This is a genomic window from Rhizobium sp. NXC24 (assembly GCF_002944315.1).
In the GTDB taxonomy this organism is placed as follows: domain Bacteria; phylum Pseudomonadota; class Alphaproteobacteria; order Rhizobiales; family Rhizobiaceae; genus Rhizobium.
Genome location: NZ_CP024314.1, coordinates 1,283,343 through 1,307,729, shown reverse-complemented (window position 1 = coordinate 1,307,729; position 24,387 = coordinate 1,283,343). Strand labels below are relative to the sequence as shown.

Annotated in this window: 24 protein-coding genes; 11 read left to right on the top strand and 13 right to left on the bottom strand. The window is 58.4% G+C overall.

Annotated features, from left to right (window positions below):
- Positions 1 to 10 precede the first annotated feature (10 nt).
- The gene (locus NXC24_RS30155; protein WP_104827012.1) at positions 11 to 958 is read right to left on the bottom strand and encodes a 2-hydroxyacid dehydrogenase; all 948 of its coding nucleotides are present in this window, start codon (positions 956 to 958) and stop codon (positions 11 to 13) included.
- A gap of 99 nt (positions 959 to 1,057) precedes the next feature.
- Here NXC24_RS30155 and NXC24_RS30150 point away from each other — a divergent pair, with 99 nt between their 5' ends.
- The 9 genes from NXC24_RS30150 to NXC24_RS30110 all read left to right on the top strand — a co-directional run bounded on the left by NXC24_RS30150 (position 1,058) and on the right by NXC24_RS30110 (position 9,662).
- Positions 1,058 to 1,816, top strand: coding sequence for an SDR family oxidoreductase (locus NXC24_RS30150; protein ID WP_104827011.1), 759 nt, complete (start codon positions 1,058 to 1,060; stop codon positions 1,814 to 1,816).
- Positions 1,785 to 2,327 (top strand): gluconokinase, encoded by a 543-nt coding sequence (locus tag NXC24_RS30145; protein WP_104827010.1) that lies wholly within the window; start codon positions 1,785 to 1,787, stop codon positions 2,325 to 2,327. The genes NXC24_RS30150 and NXC24_RS30145 overlap by 32 nt, the downstream gene beginning before the upstream one ends.
- Entirely contained in the window at positions 2,324 to 3,211 is an 888-nt protein-coding gene (locus NXC24_RS30140; protein WP_104827009.1) for an NAD(P)-dependent oxidoreductase, read from the top strand. Before NXC24_RS30145 ends, NXC24_RS30140 begins: the two co-directional genes overlap by 4 nt.
- Positions 3,208 to 3,540 carry a hypothetical protein gene (locus tag NXC24_RS30135; RefSeq protein WP_104827008.1) on the top strand — a complete coding sequence of 111 codons (333 nt, stop codon included), beginning with the start codon at positions 3,208 to 3,210 and terminating at the stop codon, positions 3,538 to 3,540. Before NXC24_RS30140 ends, NXC24_RS30135 begins: the two co-directional genes overlap by 4 nt.
- A gap of 134 nt (positions 3,541 to 3,674) precedes the next feature.
- Complete coding sequence (locus tag NXC24_RS30130) at positions 3,675 to 4,685, top strand: LacI family DNA-binding transcriptional regulator (RefSeq protein ID WP_104827007.1); 1,011 nt, start codon at positions 3,675 to 3,677, stop codon at positions 4,683 to 4,685.
- 305 nt (positions 4,686 to 4,990) lie between these two features.
- The gene (locus NXC24_RS30125) at positions 4,991 to 6,118 is read left to right on the top strand and encodes an acyl-CoA dehydrogenase family protein (protein WP_104827006.1); all 1,128 of its coding nucleotides are present in this window, start codon (positions 4,991 to 4,993) and stop codon (positions 6,116 to 6,118) included.
- 65 nt (positions 6,119 to 6,183) lie between these two features.
- Positions 6,184 to 7,416, top strand: coding sequence for a thiamine pyrophosphate-dependent enzyme (locus tag NXC24_RS30120; protein WP_104827005.1), 1,233 nt, complete (start codon positions 6,184 to 6,186; stop codon positions 7,414 to 7,416).
- A gap of 2 nt (positions 7,417 to 7,418) precedes the next feature.
- Positions 7,419 to 8,432, top strand: a complete 1,014-nt coding sequence (locus NXC24_RS30115; protein WP_104827004.1) for an alpha-ketoacid dehydrogenase subunit beta — start codon at positions 7,419 to 7,421, stop codon at positions 8,430 to 8,432.
- A 3-nt stretch (positions 8,433 to 8,435) separates the two neighbouring features.
- On the top strand, positions 8,436 to 9,662 hold the full coding sequence (locus NXC24_RS30110; RefSeq protein WP_104827003.1) for a dihydrolipoamide acetyltransferase family protein: 1,227 nt from the start codon (positions 8,436 to 8,438) through the stop codon (positions 9,660 to 9,662).
- 125 nt (positions 9,663 to 9,787) lie between these two features.
- On the opposite strand, the gene NXC24_RS30105 is transcribed toward NXC24_RS30110, so the two are convergent.
- Genes NXC24_RS30105 through NXC24_RS30095 form a run of 3 tightly spaced genes read right to left on the bottom strand, consistent with a single transcriptional unit; the run spans position 9,788 to position 13,505 of the window.
- The gene (locus tag NXC24_RS30105) at positions 9,788 to 10,882 is read right to left on the bottom strand and encodes a substrate-binding domain-containing protein (RefSeq protein WP_104827002.1); all 1,095 of its coding nucleotides are present in this window, start codon (positions 10,880 to 10,882) and stop codon (positions 9,788 to 9,790) included.
- A 39-nt stretch (positions 10,883 to 10,921) separates the two neighbouring features.
- The gene (locus tag NXC24_RS30100) at positions 10,922 to 11,992 is read right to left on the bottom strand and encodes an ABC transporter permease (protein WP_104827001.1); all 1,071 of its coding nucleotides are present in this window, start codon (positions 11,990 to 11,992) and stop codon (positions 10,922 to 10,924) included.
- A gap of 16 nt (positions 11,993 to 12,008) precedes the next feature.
- Positions 12,009 to 13,505 carry a sugar ABC transporter ATP-binding protein gene (locus NXC24_RS30095; RefSeq protein WP_104827000.1) on the bottom strand — a complete coding sequence of 499 codons (1,497 nt, stop codon included), beginning with the start codon at positions 13,503 to 13,505 and terminating at the stop codon, positions 12,009 to 12,011.
- 562 nt (positions 13,506 to 14,067) lie between these two features.
- On the opposite strand from NXC24_RS30095, the gene NXC24_RS30090 reads away from it, so the two are divergent.
- Together NXC24_RS30090 and NXC24_RS30085 are read left to right on the top strand one after the other, a co-directional pair.
- Entirely contained in the window at positions 14,068 to 15,054 is a 987-nt protein-coding gene (locus NXC24_RS30090) for an AraC family transcriptional regulator (protein WP_104826999.1), read from the top strand.
- 566 nt (positions 15,055 to 15,620) lie between these two features.
- The gene (locus tag NXC24_RS30085) at positions 15,621 to 15,968 is read left to right on the top strand and encodes a helix-turn-helix transcriptional regulator (RefSeq protein ID WP_104826998.1); all 348 of its coding nucleotides are present in this window, start codon (positions 15,621 to 15,623) and stop codon (positions 15,966 to 15,968) included.
- A gap of 59 nt (positions 15,969 to 16,027) precedes the next feature.
- On the opposite strand, the gene NXC24_RS30080 is transcribed toward NXC24_RS30085, so the two are convergent.
- From NXC24_RS30080 to NXC24_RS30040, 9 genes are all read right to left on the bottom strand, one after another.
- Complete coding sequence (locus tag NXC24_RS30080; protein ID WP_104826997.1) at positions 16,028 to 16,795, bottom strand: ATP-binding cassette domain-containing protein; 768 nt, start codon at positions 16,793 to 16,795, stop codon at positions 16,028 to 16,030.
- Positions 16,796 to 16,798: 3 nt separating this feature from the next.
- Positions 16,799 to 17,782 (bottom strand): ABC transporter permease, encoded by a 984-nt coding sequence (locus tag NXC24_RS30075; RefSeq protein WP_104826996.1) that lies wholly within the window; start codon positions 17,780 to 17,782, stop codon positions 16,799 to 16,801.
- A 70-nt stretch (positions 17,783 to 17,852) separates the two neighbouring features.
- The gene (locus NXC24_RS30070; RefSeq protein ID WP_104826995.1) at positions 17,853 to 18,797 is read right to left on the bottom strand and encodes a substrate-binding domain-containing protein; all 945 of its coding nucleotides are present in this window, start codon (positions 18,795 to 18,797) and stop codon (positions 17,853 to 17,855) included.
- Positions 18,798 to 19,138: 341 nt separating this feature from the next.
- Entirely contained in the window at positions 19,139 to 20,395 is a 1,257-nt protein-coding gene (locus NXC24_RS30065) for a type II toxin-antitoxin system HipA family toxin (protein ID WP_104826994.1), read from the bottom strand.
- On the bottom strand, positions 20,392 to 20,676 hold the full coding sequence (locus tag NXC24_RS30060) for a helix-turn-helix transcriptional regulator (protein ID WP_245464202.1): 285 nt from the start codon (positions 20,674 to 20,676) through the stop codon (positions 20,392 to 20,394). Before NXC24_RS30060 ends, NXC24_RS30065 begins: the two co-directional genes overlap by 4 nt.
- Positions 20,677 to 20,870: 194 nt before the next feature.
- Positions 20,871 to 21,113 carry a hypothetical protein gene (locus tag NXC24_RS30055; RefSeq protein ID WP_104826992.1) on the bottom strand — a complete coding sequence of 81 codons (243 nt, stop codon included), beginning with the start codon at positions 21,111 to 21,113 and terminating at the stop codon, positions 20,871 to 20,873.
- Between the two features lie 180 nt (positions 21,114 to 21,293).
- Positions 21,294 to 22,115, bottom strand: a complete 822-nt coding sequence (locus NXC24_RS30050) for a carbohydrate ABC transporter permease (protein ID WP_104826991.1) — start codon at positions 22,113 to 22,115, stop codon at positions 21,294 to 21,296.
- An 8-nt stretch (positions 22,116 to 22,123) separates the two neighbouring features.
- Positions 22,124 to 23,053 carry a sugar ABC transporter permease gene (locus tag NXC24_RS30045; RefSeq protein WP_104826990.1) on the bottom strand — a complete coding sequence of 310 codons (930 nt, stop codon included), beginning with the start codon at positions 23,051 to 23,053 and terminating at the stop codon, positions 22,124 to 22,126.
- On the bottom strand, positions 23,053 to 24,384 hold the full coding sequence (locus NXC24_RS30040) for a sugar ABC transporter substrate-binding protein (protein WP_104826989.1): 1,332 nt from the start codon (positions 24,382 to 24,384) through the stop codon (positions 23,053 to 23,055). Before NXC24_RS30040 ends, NXC24_RS30045 begins: the two co-directional genes overlap by 1 nt.
- Positions 24,385 to 24,387: the final 3 nt, after the last annotated feature.

Below are 24,387 nucleotides of genomic sequence, written 5' to 3'. Positions count from 1 at the left end.
GTCTTTCTCCTCAAAGAACGGGGGTGGGCAGCGGCTGACCGGCAAAATGAGCGGTCAGGTTATCGCGGACAAGCTGGCCCATGGCCTTGCGTGTCTCGATCGTGCCCGAGGCATGGTGAGGTTGGAGAAGCACATTGTCCAGCGCCAGAAAACGCGGATTGAGCTTCGGCTCGCCTTCGAAGACATCGAGTGCCGCCGAACCGAGCTTGCCCGTTTCGAGGGCGCTCAGCAACGCTTCCTCATCGATGTTGGAGGCGCGCGATATGTTGATCAGCATGCCTTCCGGACCGAGCGCTTCGATCACATTGCGTCCGACGATGTGGCGCGTCGCGGCAGAGGCTGCCAGCGTCACGAAAAGAAAATCAGATTGCTCTGCAAGTTTAACTGGATCGCTCACGAATTCCATGTCGTTTGCGTAAGGTTTCGCTTCGACGTCGGAGTAGGCGATCTGCATGTCGAAGCCCTTCAGCCTCTTGGCGACCTCGAAGCCGATCCGGCCAAGGCCCAGAACTCCGGCCCGCCGTCCCCACACCCGCCGCTTCAAGGGATAAAGACCCTTGCCGACCCAGCTTCCGTCTCGCACCCATGTCTCGGCGCCGAGCATGCCGCGCGATTGGCAGAGCATCATGGCGACACCTAAATCGGCAACATCGTTGGTTAAAACGTCGGGAGTATTCGTCACGCGAATGCCTCGCTCCCGGCAGGCCCCAAGATCGACCGCATCGAAGCCGACGCCATAGACCGAAATCACTTCAAGGTTGGGGCAGGCTTCGATCATGGCCCTGTTGACCCCGAGTTCGCCGCGCGTGGCAATTGCCCTAACCGATGGCCCGACCTCCGTCAGAAGCGCAGCTTTGTCCTCGGCCTCGAAATAGCGGTGGACACGAAACGCCGCGTCGAGGGGTTCCTGATCCCATTGCGGATAGGGGCCTACCTGCAGGATAGTGGGCTTTTCCATCTTTTCGATTCCTCCCTTGATACTGGCCTTGACACCGGATGTTATCGATAACATAAACAAGCATACCGGCATTTGTCGAGATGAAAAAAGGAGAAAATCGTGTCTCTTGACCTCTTCGATCTAAAAGGGCGGCGCGCGCTTGTGACGGGTTCGTCGCAAGGCATCGGCCTGGCTCTTGCCCAAGGACTGGCGGCCGCGGGGGCCGAGCTGGTGCTCAATGGCCGCGACGTGGAAAAGCTGACGAAAGCCGCGGCTCTGTTTGACGGCACAGTCCACATCCTGCCATTCGACGCGACGGATCACGAAGCTGCGCGGCATGCCATCGATGATTTCGAAGCCAAAACCGGCGCCATCGACATATTGGTCAACAATGCAGGCATGCAGTACCGCACGCCGCTCGAAGATTTTCCCGCAGATGCATTCGAACGGCTTCTTCGAACCAATATATCGAGCGTTTTCAACGTCGGTCAGGCTGTCGCACGCCACATGATCAAGCGTGGCGCCGGCAAGATCATCAATATTGCCAGCGTCCAGACTGCGCTGGCGCGGCCCTCGATCGCACCCTATACGGCAACCAAAGGCGCAGTCGGCAATCTCACCAAGGGCATGGCGACGGATTGGGCGAAATACGGACTGCAATGCAATGCCATCGCGCCTGGCTACTTCGACACGCCATTAAATGCGGCGCTGGTCGCCGATGCCGATTTCTCGGCATGGCTTCAGAAGCGCACGCCGGCCGGGCGCTGGGGACGGGTCGAAGAACTGGTCGGCGCCTGTATCTTCCTTGCCTCCGAAGCATCCTCTTTTGTCAACGGGCATGTGCTTTATGTCGACGGCGGTATCACAGCGTCACTCTGAGGCCGTGCGGCCGCGACGGTTCGTCATCATGGGGGTTTCCGGTTGCGGCAAATCGTCTGTTGGTGCAGCGCTCGCCTATCGTCTGTCGGGCATCTACATCGATGGCGACGACCTTCATCCTGCGGCCAACGTCGCCAAGATGAGCGCGGGTGTGCCGCTCACCGATGCTGATCGATGGCCTTGGCTGAACAGTGTCGGGGACTGTCTTGCGCAAGCGGAGGAAACGGTGCTGATTGGCTGTTCAGCACTGAAGCAGACTTATCGCGACAAGATCCGTGCGGCGGTCGAAGGGCGTGTGCGCTTCATTCATCTTGCAGGAAAAAAGGAAGTGATTGCCGCTCGCCTGCAAACGCGGCAGGGGCATTTTATGCCGGCCGCTTTGCTTGAAAGCCAGTTCGCTTCACTTGAGCCGCCTGGACCGGCTGAGCAGGCAATCACCGTCGATATCGATCAACCGTTTGATGCGGTCATAGCGGCTATTATCGCCGCGTTGGAGGAGGAAGAGCTATGAGTAGCAAAATTGCGCTGATCGGCGCAGGCGCGATGGGCGGAGCCATCGGCGCGCGCCTTGTGGAGACGGGAAATCATCTGACGGTCTTCGATCTCGACATGGAAAAGGTTGCCGCACTCACTGCCAAGGGAGCCAGTGCCGCGGTGAGCGCTGCCACAGCGGCTTCGGTATCGGATTACGTCATTCTCAGCTTGAACTCGCCGCGGATCGTGCATGCCGCGGTCTTCGGCCCCGGCGGCGTTGCCGAGGGCGCCAAGCCCGGAACGCTGATCATCGACATGTCCTCCATCGATCCCGACGCGACCAAGGCGCTGGCCGCGGACGCGCAAGAAAAGGGACTGCGATGGGTGGATAGCCCGCTCTCCGGTGGTGCGCCAAAGGCTCTGATCGGCCAATTGACGCTGATGGCCGGCGGCCGGGATGAGGACGTCAAGGATGCGCATGTGGTGCTTCGGCACGTTGCCTCGAACTATACCCATATGGGCCCGCCCGGCGCCGGCCAGACCACGAAACTGATCAATCAGGTGCTCTGCGCCCTGAACTTTCTCGCTGTCGCGGAAGCAACCCAACTGGCGCTCGATGCCGGCGTTGATGCTGCCAAGATCCCGCAGGCGCTGAAAGGGGGACGAGCCGACAGCGCCATTCTCCAGGAATACATGCCGCGTTACGTCGCCAAAGACTACCGCCGCACAGGCCGCATCGACAACATGGTCAAGGATCTGAACGGTGCACAGGATCTCGCCCGGCGCACCAACACCGCCATGCCGCTGACGGCCGTCTGCGCCGAAGTGCACCGCATGCTGACGGCAGCCGGCCTCGGCGGCGAGGACCAGGCCGCATTGATGGAATTTTTCAAGGGGCCGAACAAGGAGATCGCCGAATGATTACCCGATACGCATTATTCGAAGGCAAGGTTAAGGACGGCGAGGCGGCCGCATTTCGCGACGCGGTGATGGAGACCATCCTGCCGAAATGGAAGCAATTTCCCGGTGCTCTCGATGTGCGGGTGACCTTCGCCGAAGCACGAGACGAAGGTGCACCGGAATACCCGATGATTCTCGCGGTCAACTATCCGGACTTGGCTACGGTGGAAGCAGCGCTTGCGAGCCCTGTTCGTGCGGAAGCCCGCGCGGCGACCGAAGCCGTCCTGTCCCGGTTCTTTGAAGGGCGTATTCATCACCATGTCACGGTCGCCCACGAATTCGTGCTCTGAACTCATTCTGCGCTGACGATGTTGGGTGCGGAGCCGAAAGGCTCCGCATTTTCATTTCAGGATGGCGAAGGGTTCCTCTTGCCATTCGAAGTAAAGGCATATTACTCTCATGGTAACGATAACACGGGCCATAGATGAGCAAAAATCGCAAACCGCCGACCATGGCAGACGTTGCCCGCGTGACGGGGGTTTCCCCGATGACAGTGTCGCGTGCATTCAAGGCCGACAGTCTGATCAGTAAGGAGAGAAGAGAGGCCATCCTCCAGGCTGCCGAGGATCTCGGTTACGTTTTCGACAGCACGGCCTCCAACCTGCGCTCACAGAAGTCCGGTTTCGTCGCGGTTACGATTCCTTCGATCAACAACGCCAATTTCGCCGATACCGTCGGCGGACTTTCCGATACGCTCGCCGCGCGCGACATGCAGATCCTGTTGGGTTATACGAACTACAACACGCAGGAGGAGGAGCGGCTCATCGAGCAGCTCTTGCGCCGCAAGCCGCAGGCAATTGTCGTGACCGGCGGCAAGCATACGGAACGCGGGCGACGTCTGTTGGAAACGATCAATATCCCCGTGATCGAGACCTGGGATATTCCCGCCGAACCGATCGACCATTACGTCGGATTTTCCAACGCCGGTGCCGTTCGCGACATGGTGGACCACTTCGTCCGCTCCGGCTATCGCCGCATCGCCTTCATCGGCGGTGATGTCGGGCGCGATACGCGCGGTAGTGAGCGGCGGGTCGGCTTCTCTGCCGCCATGCAAGCGCATGGGCTTGATGCATCGCGCCTGATCGCCGCCGGCCTGCCGCCCATTTCGATGCGCGAAGGCGCCAATGCTATGGCGAAATTGATCGAAACCTATCCGGATACTGAGGCGGTCGTCTGCGTGTCCGACCTTGCGGCCTATGGCGCGCTGACCGAGTGTCGTCGTTTGGGCGTTCCCGTCCCGGAACGTTTTGCGATTGGCGGGTTCGGCAATTACGAGATCGGCGAAGTCTGCGTACCCACGCTGACCACGATCAATGCCTTCGCACGGGAAATCGGAGAAAAGACCGCGCGTTTGATCCTCGATATCCTTGACGGCAACGAGGGCGTCGATGTCAGGATCTCGCCCGAACTGATTGTACGCGACAGCAGCCGATAAATTCTTGCTGATAGGCTCGCCGAAAAAGAGCAACGCCTGAAGGTATTGCGGAACCGTTGAATTGCACGCAATCGATTGCGGTCCCAATCCGTTTGGGGAAGAACTGCTCCCTCCCGCCGGAAGATTCCGGAACTCTTGGCAATCCACGTGAGCCACCAAGGTCAACGAAATGTTCGCCTCGGTTGTCGTTGCGGGGGCATGGAAAGCACGACGAAAGCGCCCTATCTCCTTGATAAGACCCGTGGCGGCTACAACAGGCGACCGCTGTCGCAACCAAGCAGCGCGAGCGGAAAGGGAAGGAACAGATGATCTTTTCCGAACTCCAGCAGCAGATTCGCGATCTTGCCCGCGACTTTGCCCGCGAGCGCCTGGCGCCAGGCGCAGCCAAGCGTGATCGGGAGCATCTCTTCCCGCGCGAAGAACTGAAGGAGATGGGCGAACTGGGTTTGCTCGGCATGCTGGTACCGGAAGCCTATGGCGGGTCGGATGCGGGTGTCGTCGCCTATGCCATGGCGCTTGAGGAGATTGCCGCAGGTGACGGCACGTGCTCCACGATCATGAGCGTGCATAGCTCGGTCGGCTGCGTGCCGATCTTGAAGTTCGGTACCGAGGAGCAACGGCAGCGCTTCCTGCCGAAACTGGCGAGCGGCGAATGGATTGGCGGCTTCGCGCTCACCGAGCCACAGGCTGGCTCTGATGCCTCGAACCTGAAGACCAGGGCAAGGCGCGATGGCGATCATTATGTACTTGATGGGGCCAAGCAATTCATCACCTCAGGCAAGAACGGCCATGTCATCATCGTCTTTGCCGTTACCGACCCTGGCGCCGGCAAAAAAGGCATCACTGCCTTCATCGTTCCAACGGACATCGCAGGCTATGAGGTGATGCGCGTAGAGGAAAAGCTTGGGCTGCATTCCTCTGACACCTGCCAGATCGCCTTCAATGGCGTGCGCGTTCCGATCGAGTTGAGGCTCGGTTCGGAAGGCGAAGGCTACCGCATAGCACTCGCCAATCTCGAGGGCGGCCGGATCGGCATTGCGGCTCAGGCAGTCGGCATGGCGCGGGCGGCCTTTGAGGCGGCGCGCGACTATGCTCGCGAGCGCACGGCCTTCGGCAAGGCGATCATCGAGCATCAGGCTGTCGCATTCCGCCTTGCCGACATGAAGGTGCGGATCGAGGCGGCCCGGCAACTCGTTTTTCACGCCGCCTCCTTAAGGGAAGCCGGGCTGCCCTGCCTGTCGGAAGCCTCGATGGCTAAGCTCTTTGCCTCGGAAATGGCGGAGCGCGTCTGCTCCGACGCCATCCAGATACATGGCGGCTATGGCTACATGGCCGATTACCCGGTCGAGCGCATCTATCGCGATGTGCGCATCTGTCAGATCTATGAAGGAACGAGCGACGTGCAGCGCATGGTGATCGCCCGCAATCTGTGAGAACCACATGCGGCCCCCGCTTCTGGAGGAGAGGAGCAAGGCCGGCGCAGGAGGAAAGACTAGACATGGTGGATTCTTCTCAATTGGCTCTGCATGTCCCCGAACCCGCCGTCCGCCCGGGCGGCCAGCCAGACTTTTCCAACGTCAAGATCGCCAAAGCCGGTTCCGTGCCGCGGCCGGAAGTAGATGTCGCATCCGAGGAGATCCGTGATCTTGCCTATTCCATCATCCGCGTGCTGAACCGCGAGGGCGAGGCGGTCGGTCCCTGGGCTGGCACGCTCTCCGATGAGGAGTTGCTGACCGGCCTTCGCAACATGATGAAGCTGCGCGCATTCGACGCCCGCATGCTGATGGCTCAGCGGCAGGGCAAGACGTCCTTCTACATGCAGCATCTCGGCGAGGAGGCTGTCAGTTGTGCTTTCCGCAAGGCGCTCAAGAAGGGAGACATGAATTTTCCGACCTATCGTCAGGCAGGCCTTCTGATTGCCGACGATTATCCGATGGTCGAAATGATGAATCAGATCTACTCGAACGAGAGCGATCCCCTGCACGGGCGGCAGCTACCGATCATGTATTCCTCCAAGGAGCACGGATTCTTTACCATCTCCGGCAACCTCGCCACTCAGTATGTGCAGGCCGTGGGCTGGGCCATGGCCTCGGCAATCAAGAATGACAGCCGCATCGCCGCGGGCTGGATCGGCGATGGCTCGACGGCGGAATCCGATTTCCATTCAGCGCTCGTCTTCGCCTCGACCTATAAGGCACCCGTCATTCTCAACATCGTCAACAATCAGTGGGCGATCTCTACCTTTCAGGGCATCGCGCGCGGCGGCTCCGGAACGTTCGCCGCCCGCGGCCTCGGCTTCGGCATTCCCGCGCTGAGAGTCGATGGAAACGACTATCTCGCCGTCCATGCCGTTGCCTGCTGGGCAGCTGAGCGTGCCCGGCGCAATCTCGGGCCGACGCTGATCGAATATGTGACGTATCGTGTCGGGGCGCATTCGACCTCGGACGATCCGAATGCTTATCGTCCGAAGACGGAATCGGAGGCCTGGCCACTTGGCGATCCCGTGCTGAGGTTGAAGAAACATCTGATCGTCCGGGGCACATGGTCTGAGGAGCGGCATGTGCAGGCAGAAGCTGAAATCATGGACGAGGTAATGGAGGCGCAGCGCCAGGCGGAGCAGCACGGCACATTGCATGCCGGCGGCAAGCCTTCGGTTCGGGACATTTTCGAAGGCGTCTATGCCGAGATGCCGCCGCACATCCGGCGCCAGCGGCAGAAGGCAGGGTACTGAGAATGGCCAGGATGACGATGATCGAGGCGGTGCGTAGCGCCATGGACGTTTCGATGGCGGAGGACGACACTGTCGTCGTTTTCGGCGAGGATGTAGGCTATTTCGGTGGCGTTTTCCGATGCACGCAGGGGCTTCAGGCAAAATATGGCAAGACGCGCTGCTTCGACACGCCGATAAGCGAATCGGGCATCGTCGGCACGGCGATCGGTATGGCCGCCTATGGCCTGAAGCCCTGTGTCGAGATCCAGTTCGCCGATTACATGTATCCGGCCTATGACCAGCTAACCCAGGAGGCGGCTCGTATCCGCTACCGTTCCAACGGCGATTTTACCTGTCCGATCGTCGTGCGCATGCCGACAGGCGGCGGCATCTTTGGCGGCCAGACGCACAGTCAGAGCCCGGAGGCGCTCTTCACCCATGTCTCCGGGCTAAAGGTGATCGTGCCATCCAATCCCTATGACGCCAAAGGCCTGCTGATTGCTGCGATCGAAGATCCGGATCCGGTAATGTTCCTGGAGCCGAAGCGGCTCTATAACGGCCCCTTTGACGGCCATCACGAGCGGCCTGTGACGCCTTGGTCTAAACATGATCTCGGAGAGGTGCCTGACGGCCACTATACGATACCTATCGGCAAGGCTGAGATCCGGCGCGCAGGCTCGGCGGTGACTGTGATTGCCTATGGTACGATGGTGCATGTGGCGCTAGCCGCGGCCGAGGATGCCGGCATCGATGCCGAAGTGATCGATCTCAGAAGTCTGCTGCCCCTCGATTTGGATACGATCATCAATTCGGTCCGGAAGACAGGGCGATGTGTCGTCGTGCATGAGGCAACGCTGACTTCGGGCTTTGGCGCCGAGGTCGTCGCGCTGGTGCAGGAAAACTGTTTTTACCATCTAGAGGCGCCAATCGTGCGCGTTGCCGGTTGGGACACGCCCTATCCGCATGCGCAGGAGTGGGATTATTTCCCAAGCCCTGCCCGTCTCGGGCGGGCGCTTACCGAAGTCATGGGAGCCTGAGCCATGGGCGAATTTGTCATCGAGATGCCTGATGTGGGGGAGGGAGTCGCCGAGGCCGAGCTGGTCGAGTGGTTCGTGAAGCCAGGAGATCCTGTTCGCGAGGACATGGTGATTGCAGCCGTCATGACGGACAAGGCCACCGTAGAAATCCCGTCTCCTGTCAACGGCATCGTCACCTGGCTTGCCGGTGAGGTCGGAGAGCGTATCGCGGTGAGGGCTCCGCTGGTGCGGATCGAAACGACCGGAGATGCCGGCGGGGCTCGGTCCGCAGAGATCGCACAGACGACTGCCGAAGTGTCGACGGCGAAATTTCCGAAGCTTGCTCCAGCAGTGTCGGATCCTGTGACGCCGCGGACCGAAAAGCCGCTTGCCGCACCCCCGGTGCGGCTCTTCGCCAAGGAAAGCGGCATCGACCTCGCACAAGTGCAGGGGACCGGACCAGCGGGCCGTATCCTGCGAGAGGATATCGAGCAACTTTTGAACCACGGAGCCGCTCCCACGATGTCAATGGACGGCCTTACCCAGAAGACTGCGACCGAAGAGATCAAGTTGACCGGACTGCGCCGCCGGATCGCCGAGAAAATGGCACTTTCCGCCTCGCGTATTCCTCACATTACCTATGTGGAGGAGGTGGACATGACCTCGCTCGAGGAGTTGCGTGCCATCATGAACGCTGACCGCAAGGCGGATCATCCGAAACTCACGGTTCTGCCTTTCCTGGTACAGGCGGTGGTGAAGGCCATTTCCCAGCAGCCCAATGTCAATGCCACTTTTGACGACGAAGCCGGCATCGTCACGCGCTATGGCGCGGTCCATATGGGTATCGCAACACAGACGCCGGTTGGTTTGACCGTGCCTGTCGTGCGGCATGCGGAAGCACGCGGTATCTGGGATTGCGCTACTGAGATGAACCGGCTGGCAGAGGCGGCGCGATCCGGCACTGCGACGCGTGAAGAGCTTTCCGGCTCGACGATCACCATCAGCTCGCTCGGTGCGCTCGGCGGGATCGTCTCCACGCCTATTATCAATCATCCGGAGGTGGCGATTATCGGCGTCAACAAGATCGCCACACGGCCGGTCTGGGACGGCACGCAGTTCGTGCCGCGCAAGATGATGAATCTCTCATCCAGCTTCGATCATCGCATCATCGACGGCTTTGATGCGGCGACCTTTGTGCAGCGCGTCCGCACACTGCTCGAAACACCGGCGCTCATTTTCATCGAAGGCTGAGATCATCAAATGGTTCGAAACTCTTGTCGTATGCAGAGCCGTTGGTTCTGCCGTCGACGCCCGGGCCTTTTCAGCAGGCTGAGCGCGGCCCTTTGAGGCCGCGCGGTGCTTGATAGGGAATTAAATTATTTGCCCCAGATCTTCTTGTATTGATCCTTGTAGCCGTTATCCGGATCAAACGTGTTCTTCGGGCCACCATCGGACTGGATATTGTCTGCCGTCACCACATGCAGCGGCGAGAGGTAACCGGACCATTTTTCACCGGCGAAAGCACGATTGAGTTCGTCGACCAGTTGCCAGCCCTGGAGATTGAGCGGTTCGGCCACCGTGACCTTCTGGAATTGACCGGCGCGGATGCGTTCATAGGCCGATTGCGAGCCGTCGCCGGCGGCGACATTGATCGGCGCATCGGTGCCGCTCTTACCGGCAGAAGCGAGCGACGGGCCCATGAAGTCGAAATAAAGGTCGTTGATCGCAAGCGAATGGGTCCAGCTATCGCCATACTTCTGCAGGAGCGAGGTGGTTAGCTGGGGCATCCGCTGCGAAGTCTCGGCAATCGGGGTATCGACATATTCGAGCACTTTGCCGCCGAGCCGTTCGATCTCCTGTTTCATCCTGTCCGCCTTGGCGATGGCGATCGCATAGGTGGAGTCCGTGAAGATGATCACGCCTGGCTTGCCCTTGGCATCGACAAAGGCCCAGTCGGCAGCTGCTTTCGAGACTTCCATCGCATCGGTGCTGACATTGGCAAAGAGGCCGTTCTTGTCATCGGGGCCGATGACCGGGCCGGCATGCCAGGCGACCAACGGGATCTTGGCGGCCTTTGCTTGTTCCAGAGCCGGGGCCTGCTCGACGGCATCGAAGCCATCGATGATGATGCCGGCAGGCTGCAGTGCAATGGCCTGACCGAAGGCAGCCGTACGTCCGCCGATCGAGCCCGCGCCATCGAGAACCTTTACCTGCCAGCCGATCGCCTTTGCTGCTTCCTCGACACCGTTGCTGACGCCGAGAATGCCGCCATTCTTCAGGTCGCCCGCCAATACGACGATGGTCTTGCCGGCCTGTGCCTTCGGACCGGTGGTCGGGCCGTCCCATTTGGTGACCGGCGTCGCATATTTGTCGACGACGGCTTTTGCATCCGCCATCGGATCGGCATAGGCGTGGCTTGCGCACAACATCAACAAGCCTGTGGTCGCCTGCAGGAAAAATCTGCGTTTCATTTCATTCTCCTCCCTTTGAAAATTAAACCAAAATGATCTTCACTTGTCGGTCGCCTTAGCCGATAGCTGCGGCTTTTGTACCGGAGCCATCCGTCCGGCATGGCTCCGCCGGCGCTGCGCATAACCAGCGATGCCGATGGCGACGAGCAGGGTCACACCGTTGAAAAGCGGCTCCACGTAGAACGAGCCCCCGAACTGCTGGATGCCTGCGATGCCGACCGCCAGGATGATGACGCCAATCATGGTGCCCCACACGTTGACGCGACCGGGCTTGATGGTCGTGGAACCCAGGAAGGCTCCGACGAGTGCCGGCAGAAGATATTCCAGCCCGACGCTGGCCTGGCCGATACGCAGCTTGGAGGCGAGCAATACGCCAGCGATAGCGGCGAGGGTGCCTGACGTCACGAAGGCGCCGATGACGAAGCGACGGACGGGGATGCCGTTCAATGCGGCCGCCTTCGGATTGGCGCCGATGGCATAGATGTAACGGCCGATCGGCAGATATTCGAGCACGATCCACATGACGAACGCGAGGCCAAGCACATAGATCCCTGTGATCGGCAGCCCGAAGACCATCGTGCCGTTGAGCGCATAAAAGCCCTGAGGAAGCATGCCGACCACCTGTCGCCCGCCGGTATGCCAAAGAGCAATGGCATAAAGCACGGTGCCCGTGCCGAGCGTCGCGATGAAGCTGTCGATCTTGGCGATTTCCACCAGCAGCCCGTTCAGAAAGCCGGTCAGCGCGCCGAGCAGGATGACGATGAGCACAGCCACCGGCCAGGGCAGGCCGAACATCGTCTGCAAGCTGATCGCCAGAACGTGCCAGAGCACGATGCCGTAACCGATCGTCAGGTCGATGCGACCTGCCGCCATCGGGATCATTGCGGCAAGCGATAGAATGGCGATGATCGTCTTGTCAGAGATGATCGAACGCAGATTGAGCAGCGTCGGAAAGGTCTGCGGTAGCAGAATGGAAAACAGCAGGATCAAAAAGGCGGTGAGAATAACGAGGCCATAGACCGGCAGTAGGCGCTGGATTTTCTGGCCAAAGCTCATTCCCGCCAGCTCGGCGCTGGTCGGTTCGAGCGCATTGGATTCGATCGATTGCATGAGGTTCCTCCCTGGATCAGGCCGCTTCGGATGCGGATGCTGCGGCGATGACCGCCGGTGTTGTTAAATCGGCGCCGCTCAGTTCCCGCACGATTTGACCGCGAGAAAACACCAGGGCGCGATGGCAGATATGAGCAATTTCTTCGAAGTCCGTGGAGACGACGAGCACAGCCAGCCCTTCCTCGGCGGCCTCGGCGATCAGCTTGTAGATGTCCGCTTTGGCGCCGACATCCACGCCGGCTGTCGGGTCTTCTGCGATCAACAACTTCCGGCCTGTCGCGAGCCACCGGCCCACGACCACCTTCTGCTGGTTTCCGCCGGACAAGGCTTCGATCGCCAGGTTCTGATCATTGGGTCTGAGGCCGACGCGGCTGCCGAGTGAATAGGCCATTTCGGCCTCGCGCTGCGGCGGCAGGAAGGACATCATGCCTCGTCCGGATGCACCGGGATTGAGAAAGGTGTTTTCCCTTAGGCTGAGGGACATGGCGACAGATTCTTCGGTTCGGTCCCTGGCAATCAAGCCGATACCGGAAGCCATGGCTGAGACGGGGCTGGAAAGATCGGGTCGGGCACCGTTCAAAAGGACCGCTCCGCTGGCGGGCTCGCAACCAAAGAGCGCGCGCCCGATCAATTCCTGGCCCGCGCCTCTCAGTCCGACGAGGCCGAGAAGCTCTCCTTGGCGAATGTCGAAGGACACCGGTCCCGCTCCGCGGCAAGCAAGATCCCTGACCGAAACAATGGCAGGCCCTGCGGTCCGTTCGGCCTTGACGAAGAGCTGGTCGGCCTTGCGTCCGACGATCATTCGGATCAGCTCGTCCGGCGACGTGTCGGAAACTGGTTTTTGCCCGACCAGTTGGCCATCGCGGAGCACCGCAACGCGATCGGCGATCCTGAAGATCTCATCCAGCCGATGCGAGACATAGATCATCGCAACACCACGTTCCTTGAGCGGGCGGATGGCGGCAAACAGCTTTTCGACTTCATCGGCGGGCAGGCTTGCCGTCGGCTCGTCGAGAACGAGAACGTCTGCCTCGACGGCGAGAGCACGCGCTATCGCGACAAGCGACTTTTCGGTTCGGGTCAGTTCTTGAATCCGTGTCGACGGATCGAAATCGCAGCCCACAAGCTTCAGAGCCTCCGCCGTACGGCGGTCGGTCGCGCGCCAGTCGATCAGCCGGCCGCGCAGCGAATAGCCCTGTGCGAGACCAACATTTTCGCCAACCGTCATCCATTCGATCAGCCCCAGATCTTGATGAATGAAGGCGATCGGCTGGCGCTGGTTTGGCCGCGGCGGGCGGTGATGATATGGTTTGCCGCGAAACAGAATTTGTCCGCCATCCGGTCTGTAGATGCCCGCCAGCGTCTTGATGAGGGTCGACTTTCCCGCGCCGTTCTCACCAAGAAGAGCCAGAATTTCTCCCGGTTTCAGATCCAGCGAGACATTCGACAATGCGCGCGTTCCACCAAATTCTTTAGTGATGTCGCAAAATTCGAGCAGCTTTCCGTCGTCCATCCTGCTCCTCCCAAAGTTCAGGTGAGAAGAGGCTATGTTATCGATAACATTCCGTCAAGAGCCTCGTCGTCGTCATCGCGGATTCGGGCTGTGGATGGCGCCGAGCTGCCATATTCAGGATAGCTAAGTCATGCTCGGCTAAGTGGAGCGCAGATACAAGCGGCATTATTTAATACTTAAAATACATTTGCGAAGCCGCATGACATTTACATTATTTAACTTCTTTCTAGCTTTCATTATCTGAATATTCATGCAACGAAAGGGAGCGACGCTTCAGCAGCAGGATTCAGAGCGCTTAAGGGATGTTCATTAAACTCAATAGAATCAGCAATATGCGCGCAGGAAGTGGAGTTTTCATGCGCAACCACTGGACGCAGGTATCGCCGAGCATATTGTTTATTTTAGGTAGTAAAATGCGCGTTTTGGATAGTGTTTCTGCAGGGGATGCAGTCGTGTTGAGGTTTGCTCAGTATTAGTAGGTAATAATACGATCTACGTCTGCTTTCTTGGGATTTGGGTGGCCCCTAGAGAGCGTCTCGGGATCGCTCATTTGGGGGAAATAATGAGGTACGTCACTCATTCCGTCTTCAAGATCGTTGATGCCGATGCCGACGAAATGACGGAACATTATGCAAGGACCTTATCGCCCGCGACGGTCGAGCCGCTTCACCGAGGCTCGCTGATCTCGGTGGAAGACCGGCATTATGCCGTTGGGCGCTTCAATGTCTGGAATGGAAGGTGCCATTCCGGGATGAGGGTTACCCTTCCCAGCGGACCAGACGCGTACGCTCTTTACCTGCCATCCTCGGGCGTGATGGCAATCGACTCGGGTCGAAAGCAGCTCGTATCGGAGCCGGCGGCAGGCCTCTTGGGTGATATGTCGCGTTTCGACGAGCTGGTCCTTCACGAAGACCGCAGTCATATCGGCATCGCGTTCGAAAAATCCGCAATGATCCGTCAACTGAGTGAACTGCTTGATGCGCCGGTCGACGGCGACATCGATTTCGCTAACACCGTCGATTTGGCGACCGTAAAAGGATCGCGGATAACCACACTCGGAAATCTTATCTGGAACTGCCTGGATGTCGAAGATGAGCATCAGTCCTCGTCGACGTTCGTCGAGCGCCTGTTGCAGGCGATGATGATCACGCTTTTGGAAACTGTCCCGAATAACTATTCCGCACGGCTGGCAAAACAGACGTCCCCTGCAATACCAAAGCGCTTGAAGAGAGCGATCGAATATATGCATGCCAATGTTTCGTCTCCGATGAGTATCGCCGATATCGCCGAGGCGGCCGGCACAAGCGTGCGGGCCTTGCAGGCAGCTTTTCAGCAGTTCAAGGACACGACGCCTTTAAACTATCTGCGGATAATCCGCCTGGAAGGCGTGCGCAAAGCGCTGACGGATCCGGCCACCTCTCTCTCGGTTGCCGAAGTCGCGCGGAGCTGGGGATTCTCCCATATGGGACGTTTCGCAGCGCTCTATCAGCAATCCTTCGGCGAAATGCCGTCCAACGCAGCGAAACTGCGCCGAGGCGAGGGCAAGTAAACGCATTCGCCTGCAGACCGTTTTGACACCAATCGAAGCCATGGCGGCGAAGCTGCGGTCGTCGATCGGCTGTGCCTGTGGATATCGACTGACATACGGCGTGTTGGCCGACGCGGTATATTCGCATAACGCAACTATTATCCCGAATACGCAGGAAAACAGAACGTACGTTCACCGCATGACGCTAACGCATTGAAGTTTGCGATTTGACACGGCAGTCATGGTGGTGGGACTTGCGAGCATGATGCGAGTAGGTTCCGGAGCAGCCCCCCGCCCATCGGCTCCCCAGGTTCGATGGGCGGTCTTTTTGTCCATTCAGACTTTCGATTGAGCAAGCTTCGCCGGGATGGAGTCAACTATTTCAACATTGTTGGCGGTAAAGCGGGAACTCAACAGGTCGGCTCGTGCGACCCGTCATTTTCCCATGAAGATTGCTAGGTCGTTAAGCGCGAGGCACTGTCTGCCAGCGAGGCACTGTCTGCCAGAAAGAGAGAAACGTGCATAATAAGGGGCCAAACCAAAAGGATCCGAGTCCGATTGACGTCGAGGTCGGAAAACGCATCCGGATGCGACGCCGCATATTGGGCATGAGTCAAACGACGCTCGCCGAAGGGCTGAATGTGACGTTCCAGCAAGTCCAGAAATATGAAAAAGGCAAAAACCGGGTCGGTGCCAGCCGGCTGCAAAGCGTCGCAGATTGTCTCGACGTGCCGGTTTCGTTTTTCTTCGAGGGCGTCTCTGAGCTGTCGGAAAGTGCTGGAGAAGAAATTTTTACCTCCGGCAGTGACTTAGCGGGATTCCTGGCTTCAGGGGAGGGCATCGAGCTAAACCGCGCCTTCGCCAAGATCAAGGATGCAAGGACGCGGCTTAAGGTCCTAAGTCTGGTTAAATCGCTGGTCGGTCCCTATAGCTGATGGTGCATGTCCTGATGCCGCAGCAAGGCATCAGGAGGCTTGGCACCGTCGAAACACAATCAGCTGGTAATGGCGTTGAGCATTTCCTCGCCGGTGATGATCCTTTCGACCTGGGCGATTGTCGTCAGTTTTGGATCTATGTCGTCTGCGACAACCCTTCCGCCACGCATCACGATGATGCGGTCGACCACCTGAAACACATGGTGGATATTGTGGGCGATGAAGATGCAGGAGTGTCCGGTATCGCGCGCTTCGCGAACGAAACGGAGAACCCCTTGCGTTTCGGCAACGCCCAGATTGTTGGTCGGCTCATCCAGGATGATCAGATCGCTATCAAACTGCATGGCGCGGGCGATTGCGACCGCCTGGCGTTCGCCCCCCGATAGCGCGGAGATTGCGGTCTCCGGCGGAATATCCTTGGTAATTCCGACCCGCTTCAACAAGTCTCGAGCGGACGCATTCATTGCGGATTGGTCCAATCGGCCAAAAAAGCGGCTTCCCTTGATGGGCTCCCGCCCAAGAAAGAGATTTCGGGCGATCGATAGCTGCGGAACGAGAGCGGAATCTTGAAAAATCGTTTCGATTCCATGCGCAATCGCCTCGGCTGTGTTTTTGAGTTCGACCTTTTTCCCTTTGATTATGATTTCCCCGCTTGTCAGCGGTACAGCGCCGGATAAAACCTTGATCAGGGTTGATTTTCCCGCGCCATTGTCGCCGAGCAAGCCCACGACTTCGTGCGTTTTGACGGAAAGGCTGACGTCGCGAAGCGCATGGATGCGGCCGTAGAACTTGTTGATTTTCTCCATCCGAACGAGGTCTTCGGCCATCGTCTACACTCCCGCGCTATGTCGGCGTTCAAGCCAGGAATGAAGCGCCATCATGCCGAGGATGATTGCTCCGATGAAGATATTGTAGGCAAGCCCGGGCACCCCCACCATCACGATGCCGTTTCGCATGATGCGCAGAATGAAGATGCCAAGCACTGTTCCGATGATGGTCCCCCGCCCACCCGTCAGCACCGTTCCGCCGATGACGACCATTGCGATCACCTCGAGCTCATAGCCCGTTCCGCTATTTGGATTTGCCGCCGACGTGCGGATCGAGCTGATCACCCCTGCAAGCGAGGCCATGGCCGAAGACGTCATGAACAAATAGATCTTGGTTCGGCTGACATTGACGCCGCGGGCACGCGCCGCATTCGGATTGCCGCCGGACGCCTGTATCCAATTGCCGATTTTCGTTTGAGTGAGAACAAAGTGGGCGGCGAATGCCGCAAGCGCGAACCACAGCACCGACATGTACATGCGGAAGCTGCCGATGAAGAAACTGCCAGCCAAGAGGTTGGCGAACCAGTTGTTTCCGGCGGTCCAGGTATGTTGGGGAAAGCCGTCGGTGACGTAAAGGGCAGTGCCGCGCACCACTAGGAGCATACCGAGCGTCACCAGAAAGGACGGGATGTTCAACTTCGTGACGAACCACCCGTTAACAAAGCCAATGAAGAGGCTGAGTGCGAGTGTGACGAGGAAGGCGGCGCCAAGCGGCATCAGATTGCCGTTGAACACCGTCCACATTAAAACGGCGGAGAAGCCGAACACCGATCCCACCGACAAATCGAATTCCCCTGCGGTCATCAGCAAGGTCATTGCCAACGCGATCAGCCCGAGTTCGACGGTAAACGAGAGCGTGTTGCTGATGTTTGGAAGCGAGAGAAAGTCCGAATTGAAGGACCAGAAGACCACAAGCTCAAGCACCAGCAGCACCAGCGGGCCGAATTCGGGTTTCGAAACGAAGCGTTGAACAAAGGAATGTTGCATGGGCGCTCACCGATTGGGGTGGCCACCCGGTTTGAACCGGATGGCGCAGCCGGTACGACTTTCGACGACGTTACTTGCCCGAGAGAATTTTGTCGTAGATCTCGGCTTTGTCCTTTTCATAAAGAGCGCCGGTAATGATGTTAAAGCCGGGCGGGATCTTGCTGGCTGCCATGGCTGCGATTGATAGAGCCATGTAGCTGGTTGCTTGCGGGTCCTGCCACTGAGCGGCATTCACGTAACCCGTCAGGACTTCCTGCGTCGTATCGGGCGAGTTGCCCCAGCCGACGACGGGAATTTCGCCCGGCTTTACGCCGACCTGATCAAATACGCGCTTGATGCTCCCGGTGACGAGGTCGCCAAGCCCGATGATCGCCTTGATCTTCGAGCGATTGGCGGTGAGATAATCGGACATGCGGGTAATGATTTCAGCCTGGTCCAATGTGGAGTCTGTGATTTCCCACGTAATATTTAGTGGCTTGAAGACGCTGGCTATTCCCTCTTCTTCCTGCACGCCATAAGTCGCACCGGGAACCTCCACCGGCATCCAGACGAAGTCACCGGATTTCACTAGCTTCTTGTCGACCAGATATTGCGCCCAGTTATGGCCGAAGCTCTTGTTGTCACCCCCGACATAGGCGTTGAAGCTCGCCTGGGGATCGGGCGTGTTGAAGTTGATGATCGGGATCTTGGCGGCATTGGCTTCCTTCACGACTTGGACGAGGCTGCCCGGATCCGGGCTGGTGGTCACGATCCCGGCAGCCCCCGCCGAAATTGCAGCCCTCACGGCCTCCTGTTGCGCCGGAACATCACCGTTGTGGAACGATGTGTTGACCTTGTTGCCGGTGTCTTCGGCCCAGAGCTTGGCCCCGGCTAGAAAATAAGTCCACACAGGATCCGCCGGAGAGCCGTGCGATATCCAATAATAGGTTTTGCCCTGCGCATAGGCTGTCGAAATGAAACCCGCTCCTGCGGCAATGAAGATCGCCGCGAGTAAGGTAATAGCTTTCCTTAGCATGTGAAAACTCCTCCCTTGGTCCGGTTGGTTGACAGGTCGGCTTGATTTGCTGACCTCCTCAGTCAACATCAAAATGCTTCGCATCCTGCGTTCATTTTGATACTTAAAAGCCAGCCGGAGGTAGCGGGAGATGTCAAGTGAATCCGGTCGCGAATCCGAGCCGGCGGAGCAGAATACAAAGTCGGGAATGAACTAAGCCATTACTTTGAAAGTAATCGGCCATGGTGATTCGCAATTGTCGAGCGGAAGGGGAGGAGCTGATCGCCATGAGAGCGAGCCGACGATTGTTACCGACGGTGCGCTGGAAACCACGATGTCATATCATTATGTCGGCGTAGTATCTAAGCTTGTTTTGTGTCGTTCAGGATTCGATCAAGTTCGGTTGTTCGGGACTTGGACAGTTCCACCTTTTGAGCAAACTGTGGCCAGCGGCCTATCGCCGTTCGAACCTGCTCAATGATATCCTTCGCGTCTCGATCGGGGATCGACGCTCCCCTGGAAATGGTTAGCAGGTGTTGCATACCTGGGTTTCTCCCTTCACCCGCGATATCCGCGCTGTGTTCTCCTCCGGGTCCTGAAGAGAAGGTAAGATCGTAAGCAGGAGAGAGTGCCCATCTTCCGTCTGCTTTCATCAGGAAGGCGTGGTTCTTACCGTGGTCGTCGCGGTTCCGAGCATAGACGTTGAAGACCATGTTTCGAAACATCCGCAGCACTTCGGAACTGTCGCGCGTCATCATAAACGTCAGCTTATGAAGCTGTTCGTAGCTCAACGAAGCCTCGCGATGGCTGGCGTTTAAGACGCCACTGGCGGTATGCATGTGCAATCGGCCGACAGGTGTGCGGTCGAAGCGTTTCGTGGCGAAGAGACGATTGCCCTTTTTAGTGTCGAATATCCGCGTGTCGGTCATCTCCAATCCCGCGGTCTCGGCCATCAAAGCATAGGCTTTTTCCTCAGCGCCAACTTCGACCGGGTCGGCAGCGCTGCGTGCCTTTACCATCCATCGTTCGAAACCAGGTTCCATGTCCTGCCCATAGTCCAGAACGAACGTATTCTCGGCCTGATTGAACCCTATCATGATTTTTGGGCGAGCACCCGCGGAGCCACCCTGCGCGCCCTGCAGAGTGTCGATATCGGCAACATCCATCTCAGCTTGGACAAGATTGACCTGGTCGACGAACCAGTCCAAATCGATGTCTTCGGCGAGCCTCCTTTCGCCGTCGGATAGTTCGGGAATGTATGCCAATGCTCCCATTCCGGTCTTTCCAACCGCAGAGAGGCGATCCAGAGGGGTCAGCAGGTGATAATCGATGCCGGCCTTTTGAAGACGGCGATCAAGCAGAAGCCGGCCCCATCCGTCAGGCAGACTGTCGTTAAATAGTCCATGCAGTCCGTCAAACGGATCGCGCGGTGCTGCGATTAAGCCCGGATTTGTTTTCACGTTGAAGGGGGACACCGGCAAAGGTGCAGCGAGAAATTCTGCCGCGTACTCAAAATATGCCCGGCGTTCGGTGCTACTCCATGCGAGGGTCCCCAGAGTCCTCTGGCTTCCCTCCTGGTCGAGGATGACGCTCATTTTTCGGATGGGCTTGAACTTCATTTCCGACGCACCCTCTGCCTAACAGGACGGTCGACGACATCGTCGATTGTCTTCAGCGGCCGAGGCGGAAACAATTGCTCGAATTCGGCTTCGCACTCAAGGATAAACGCAACCTTCACAAGGGCTTCGAGCGAAATCTTTCCCGTTTCCTCGAACAGCCTGAGAGACCCATACGAGATACCCGCCCGTGCGGCCAGGTCCCTTTGGGTGAGACCGACATCAATCCGTCGTCGCTTGACTCTTTCTGAGAGTCCCCTGATCACTTCCGAGGGGGATCTCATGTTAAATGCGAACATTTTAGCAGTTATCGTCTATTAGGAACATAAATGCCAATATAATAGCAATTAAGGTGAACTTCAACGACGCAAAATCGATTACGCGAATATGTCCGCTGACTGGATAAACAAGTTCGCTGGAATAAAGCCGATCCAAGTTTACATGGGCCCGGCACGAGGCCGGGCCGGCACAAAGGCGATTAGCGGCAGATCCGCTCTTCCGTGACAACCCTGTGCCCATGGTGCCATTCCTTTACCACCTTGGTAAAGCAGTGCCGATGGTGGTGGCGATAGTACCAGTCGTCGCGCTCTTGGTAGTGAGGGCGATGATGGTAGTAGGGACCGTCCCCCGTTGTAATTTCTACCGAAGCGGCTTGGGATGGAAGGCTTGTGGCTGCAAGCGAAGCAAGGGCGATTGCAGACGAGATGAACAACTGACGCATGAGTTTCCTCCGGTTACATCTTACTATCCGACAACGTCGCTTTGTGACGTTGGTTCAAAGATAGTCCCGGCGGCGTGAACGAAAGCTGACGGTTACGTTAATCTGAGCTTCATCATGCGTATTGGAAGACATTCGCCGATCGGCGACTTCCGACCGGCGCGGCGAAAGAGGGCTTTGCGATCAACCGCCCTTCACGGCGCCCGCGGTCAGGCCGGCAACGATCTGCTTCTGGGCAAATATCGTCAGAACGAGCACCGGCAGCGTCACGATCAGTGCTGCGGCCGCAAGCGGCCCCCAGCTCACCTGCTCAAACGATAGCATGTTGTAGACGGCGACCGGCAAGGTGCGTGTCTCGCGGCTAGCGAGTACGATGCCGAAGACGAAATTGTTCCATGAGAAGATGACCGAGAGGATTAAGGCAACGACGATCCCCGGCTTGGCGATCGGCAGTGCCACCAGTCGGAAGATCTGCCATGGCGTTGCGCCGTCGATGGCGGCCGCTTCCTCGAGCTCCATCGGCGTCGTCTCGAAATAGCCAATCATGATCCAGACGACGATCGGCACTGTCACGACCAGATGTATGATGATCTGCGGCCAAAGCGTTCCCAAAAGGTTCAGCCATTGGAAGAGCAGAAACAGCGGAATGAGGAAGGAAAGGCCGGGCGTCATTCGCGCGATCATGATGACGATCGCCGACTTCTCCGCCTTGAGGCGTGCGATGCCGTAGCCGGCTGGAACGCCGATCAGGAGCGCGAGCAATGTCGCGGATCCGGTCACCAGAATGGAGTTCCAGAAATAGAGGAAGAAGTTGTTCTCCTCGAATACCTTGACATAGTTCGACCAGGCGAAGCGCTCGGGAATGAAGATCGGCGGATAGGCGCCGTTATCGATTTCGTATTTCAACGAGAGCGAGATCATCCACAGGAAGAACAGGACGACCGGAGAAATCATCACCAGCGCCACGAAGAGAAGACCGATCCGGTCGAGCGTCTTGCGTTTCATCGAAGTGCCTACCTATCCGACCAGTTCGCGCGCTGTCTCGCCATCAGCAGGACGAAGGAGAGCACGACGATGAGGATGAAGAAGATGACCGCCATGGCTGAGCCGTAGCCGATGTCGTAGTAGGAGAAGGCGGTGTTGTAGAGATAGATGTTGATCGTCTCGGAGGCCGTGCCCGGTCCGCCCTGCGTCATCGCATAGATGATGTCGAAGCTCTTGATCGCATCGATGCTGCGAATAATCACGGCGATCATCAGGAAGGGCGCGATCATCGGCAGGGTAAGGTAACGGAACTTCTGCCATGCATTGGCGCCGTCGATCTCGGCGCTTTCATAGGGCTCGCGTGGAACGGCGGCGAGGCCGCCGAGCACGATCAACATGACGAGCGGTGTCCATTGCCAGGTCTCGACCACGACCAGCGACGGGATGACGCTGAATTGATTGTAGATCCATTCCTGCGGACCGATGCCTATGAAGGACAAAAGATAGTTGAGCACTCCGAGCTGCGGATGAAACATCATGGTCCAGACGAGCGCGATGGCGACGGGCGTCGCCATCATCGGCATGACGAAAATGCCGCGCAGAAAGCCGCGGAAGGGGAATCGCGCGTCGAAGATCAGGGCGGCGAGCGTGCCCAGGAAAACCGGTGCGACGACCGAGAGCCCTGTATAGAGAACCGTGTGCCACAGCGCCTCCCAGAACCGGGCGTCGGTCGCCAGGCGAAGGTAGTTGGCAAAGCCCGCAAAGGTTTGGGATTGCCCAAGCGTCCAGCTATTCACGCTCATCCATAAGGTAAAGACCCATGGAAAAACGATGACCGCGGCAATGACCACCAGGGCCGGAATGACGAAGGGCCAATAGTTGGGAGCAAGCCGATTTGTCGGCTTGCTCTTCTCCTTGACGCTGCTCGCCGTGGTATCTTCGATGCGCACGGACACCATCACCCCTCGCTTCGGGCCAGCACCGGCTCGAACTGCGCGGTTGCGTTCTTCAGCTCGCTTGCGGGATCCGCACCGCCGATCATGTTGGTGAGCGCCACGCCGTAGATGTCGCGGAACTCGGTGACGGGGATGATAACCGGCAGGCCGAGTGCGGAGACTTTGCCGGAGCCGACCACGGCATCGAGCCAGGCCCCAGGCATCTTGACGCCTTCACGGACCTTCTGATCCTCGAGGACGGATTGGCGGAAGGGCACGCCGGCGCCGGCCTGTAGCAGCCGCGCACCCATGTCATGCGAGATCACCCATTGGCAGAAGAGATAGGCGGCTTCCTTCTTCTGGCTCGCCGCCGTCACGCCGATACCGTCGCCGAAAGTGGCGGCCGCTTGTGCAGAAGGCCCCTTGGGAATGACGCTATAGCCGACCTGGCCGACAACGCGGGATTTTTCCGGATTTTCGATCGGCGGCGCAAAGCCGACGCCGTCGAGCCACATGCCGATCTTGCCCTGCAGGAACGCGGATTGAGACTCGGCCCAGTTGAAGCCGGAGACGCCCGGAGGTGCCGCCTTGGTCATCAGGCGCTGATAGAGCTTGGCAGCCTCCACCGCTTCCGGCGAGGTCGTGCGCAATTTACCATCAGGCGAAAGCGGCGTCATGCCATAGCCGAGCATGAGGGCTGTCCAGACCGGCGTGTTAGCATTCTTGAGACCGCGGGCGACGAAGCCGTAGGTGTTGGTTGATTTATCCGTGAGCGCTTCGGCGGCATTGGCCATGTCGTCGAAGGTTTGCGGATAGGTAAGCCCCTTCTTTTCGAAGAGCGCCTTGTTCCAATAGACAATCCAATAATCCACCGAGAAGGGCAGGGAGCGCAGGACGCCATTGGAATCCTTGGCGAACTTCAAGCCTGCCTCGGCAAAATCGCTTTCGACCAGCGATGGGTCCGTCAGGGACGGATCCTTCAGGAAACCGCTGATGTCGGCGAGCCAGCCGCCCTTTTCGAACTGCCGCTTCTGCACGTGATAGCTGAGATGAACGACGTCGAAGCTCGGCTTTCCGGAGCTGAGCTCAATCGTCGTCTTCTGGCGCTGCTGCTGCTCGGGTGTCGCCTCGGCATTCACCTTGATGCCGGTCAGCGCCTCGAACTCGCTGAGATATTTGAGGATGGTTTCGCTGCGCGGGCTCTTGACCAGGTTGACTTCCAGCGTGGTTCCCGAAAACCGCTTCCAGTCCACCGATGCCGATGCCGTGCGCATGCCGAGCATGCTGGCGGCGCCTAAGGCTGCCGTGCCCGCCATGAAGCGGCGGCGTGTGGGGTTGATGAATGACGATGACATGCT